We start from the raw sequence: 3,302 nt of genomic DNA, 5'->3' as shown, positions 1-3,302 counted from the left end.
AAGGGACGTGGACGTTCGCGTTCACTCCCGTCAGCATCGCGTCGACGGGCCGCGTCGACATGTACCTCTTCGGCAACGGCCTGGGGAACGGGCTCTCCCTCGTTCCGTGGTCGCAGGGCCTCGTGGCGGGCGGCGTGATCGGATCGCCCGGCTCGGCCGACTCGGTGATCACCGCGGCCGCGCACACGACGAAGGCCTGCTGGACCGCGATCGACGCAGCCACCTACTGCTGGAACCCGCAGCCGACTTTGAACGCCATCGCGTCGTTCTCGAGCCAGGGCCCGCTCCGCGACGGAAGGTTGAAGCCCGACCTCTCTGCTCCAGGGTTCGGCGTGGCATCGGCGAAATCCGCGAACACGGCCCCGCAGACGGCGCTCATCGTGCCGGACGGGATGCACGTGATGGAGGCGGGGACCAGCATGTCCGCTCCCCAGATCACGGGCACGGTCGCGCTCCTCTTAGCACAGCCCACGTGGGCGAACGGTGGATCGACCGCCATACGCGGCAGGCTCCAGCAGACCGCGCGCGTCGACGGGTTCACTGGGACGGTTCCGAACGTGGCCTGGGGCGCAGGAAAGCTGAACGCCGCCGCCGCGCTGGCGCCGGTGATGTCGCTCCTCGTCTCGCACCCGTCGAAGGGCCAGTACATCCCGCCCGGGAAGCCCGATTCCGTGACGGTGACGCTTGGTGGCGCGACCGCCGACTCGGTGGTCCTCTCCCTCTCGCGCGACGGCGGGGGCACCTATCCGATCCAGCTCGGCGCGCTGACGTCGGTCACGCCGGGACCGCCGCGGTCGCTCCAATTTTTCGTCGACCAATCGATGGCCACGACCCAGGCGAAGGTGCGCGGCGTTGTCTACTCGGCGGGTACCGCGAGCGCGACGTCGTTCTCGGACAGCCTCTTCTTGATCCAGGCTCCGACGGCCGTGGAGGAGGTCACGACCCCGACCGCGCCGCGGTTCGAGCTCTCGGCCAACAAGCCCAATCCGTTCAATCCGATCACGACGATCGGGTTCGGCACGGAGAAGTTCGGCAGGGTAACGCTCCGGATCTACAACGCGCAGGGGCGGCTCGTGCGGACTTTGGTCGATGCGACCCTCCCGGCCGCCGATTATCGGGTGCGCTGGGATGGACGGAATGACGCGGGACGGGCGGTTTCCTCGGGGATTTATCTCTACGATCTCGCCTCGGGCGGGAAACGTCTCACCCGCAAGATGAGCCTCCTAAAGTAGAGCGACCCCGCCCGCGACCGCGGCGAGATGGCGGTCGAGGATCTCGAAATCATCGAACGGCTGGACTCCCGCGGCGACCGCTGACGCTCCCCTGCCTCCCACCCAGATCGCGATCCGCTCGAGAACCTTTCGGCGCAGGTCGAGCGTGAGGGCGAACGCATAGGCTTGCGGCACCGTCGCCGAGATGCTCATGACGACGGCCGAGAGCGGCGCTTCCCGCGAGAGCGCGGCGATCTGCTCGACCGGCGTATCGACCCCGATATAAAGCACGCGCCAGCCCCGCACCGCACAGAGAAGGCACGCCATCAGAAGGCCGAGTTCGTGGCGATCACCCGGAAAGGTCGTCGCAGCGACCCAGGGCCCGGATGCCCGATCGTCGTAGGGGTGCCGGAGCTCTCGAAGAAGGTCTGCCAGGAGCGACGACGCGAAATGCTCGTGGCGGACGTGGAGACGTCCCTCGCGGCACTCTTTGCCGAGCGCCTCCATGAATGGGCTCGCGGCCCGCTCGAGAAATCCTACCGGCCCGAGGCGCGCCCATCGGGCGCGAAGCTCGCGCTCGAGACCCACGCGATCGAAGGATCTCACGCTCTCGAGGAGTCGGTGCGATGAGCCCTCGACGTCGTTCGCGATGCGCTCCGCCGGCGCGGCGGGCGGTGGCGGCGGCGCCGGGGGAACAGGCTGGCTCGGTGCCGGGCGCGCGGCGCCGATCGCGACGAGCGCATCGATTGCGGAGGGCTGAAGGCGGAAGACCTCTGCCGGCCGATGCCCGAGAGCGAGCGCGGCCTTTATGCGGAGAAGATTCGGGACCTCTTCAGTGGAGTAGAGGCGGTGGCCGGAGGGCTTCCTGGCGGAGCGGGGGAACTTGTAGCGGCGCTCCCACGTGCGGAGCGTGGCCGGTGGGATGCCCGTCGCGCGCGAAAGAGCGCCGATCGTCAGCGCCCGGCTGCGCGCGGAATCGGGCACGGCTTCCTCCCCGGTTTGAGAGAAGTATCGACTTCCTCAACTCGGACAGATTATGAACATATATTGAATAGATTGAGAATAGCTAATTCAGAGCTAGACCCCGTACGCCTCGGGGTCCCACCGGAGTCCGAGCTTCGAAGGCGGCGCCATGTACCCAGCCAGGGCCGAGGCAGCAACCACGGCAGGGCTAGCAAGATAGCCCTCCCCACCGACCCCCATCCGGTTCTGCCAGTTCCGGTTGAACGATGTGATCGCCCGCTCCCCCTTGGAGAGGGAGTCAGGGCCCTGACCGAAGCAGGGGCCGCACCAGGACTCGCGGATCTCTGCGCCGGAGCGCCTCAGCACCTCCGCGATCGAGTCGCCTCCCAGGCGCGGATCGGGCTCCTCGATGAGCCGCTTCACGGTGCCGCTTCCCGGGAAGACGATGAACTCGTAGCCCTTTCCGATCCGGTCGATTCCGATCCCGCGCGCGCCTCGGATCACCAGGGCAGCCTGAAGCAGGTCGTCGTATCCGCCGTTCGTGCACGAGCCGATCATCGCCTTGTGGAAGGTGATCCGCTCGGTTGCGACCTCCTCCGCGGGGAACGCGTTTCCCGGGCTGAACGGCTTCGCGATCATCGGCGCCACGCTCGAGAGGTCGTGCGTTTCGTCGATCTCGTAGCGGGCATCGTCGCCGGCCACGACCCGCGGATACGGGAGCGAGAACCCTCGCGCCCGATACCAGGCCTCGGTCACCCCGTCCTGCGCGAAGATCCCGTTCAAGGCCTCCCCCTCCGCCATCATGTTCGCGATCGTATTTCGGTATGGAATGGGAAGCTGCTGATCCGAATCGACGAACTCGACCGACATCCCCTGCGATTGCTTGACGCCCCATCCCTGGAGGAGGCGCAACACGATGTCCTTCCCGCTCACCCACGGCTGGAGCTTCCCCGAGAAGACGACGCGGCGCTGTTTCGCCACCGTCACGTAGATGTAGCCGGTCGCCCACCCGAAGCCGAGCGTCGTGCTGCCGACGCCGATTCCCACGGCGCCGTACGCCCCGTAGGCGCGGCTGTGGGAATCGGCCCCGGGGTAGAAGCCGCCCGGCGCGATCAGGCCCTGCTCCGG

3 protein-coding genes are annotated in these 3,302 nt (G+C 67.6%); 1 reads left to right on the top strand and 2 read right to left on the bottom strand.

The features are described from left to right. Window positions 1-59 precede the first annotated feature (59 nt). Window positions 60-1,232 carry a hypothetical protein gene (locus E6K79_03200; protein TMQ65889.1) on the top strand — a complete coding sequence of 391 codons (1,173 nt, stop codon included), beginning with the start codon at window positions 60-62 and terminating at the stop codon, window positions 1,230-1,232. Here the strand turns inward: E6K79_03200 and E6K79_03195 are convergent. Both E6K79_03195 and E6K79_03190 read right to left on the bottom strand, forming a co-directional pair. Next, window positions 1,224-2,195, bottom strand: a complete 972-nt coding sequence (locus tag E6K79_03195; protein ID TMQ65888.1) for a MerR family DNA-binding transcriptional regulator — start codon at window positions 2,193-2,195, stop codon at window positions 1,224-1,226. The genes E6K79_03200 and E6K79_03195 overlap by 9 nt on opposite strands. A 93-nt stretch (window positions 2,196-2,288) precedes the next feature. Then, window positions 2,289-3,302: 3-isopropylmalate dehydratase large subunit (locus tag E6K79_03190; GenBank protein ID TMQ65887.1), on the bottom strand; the 1,014-nt coding region annotated here is incomplete at its 5' end.

The sequence above is a fragment of the Candidatus Eisenbacteria bacterium genome, assembly GCA_005893305.1.
GTDB lineage: Bacteria > Eisenbacteria > RBG-16-71-46 > SZUA-252 > SZUA-252 > WS-9.
This window is presented reverse-complemented; position numbering and strand designations above follow the sequence as displayed.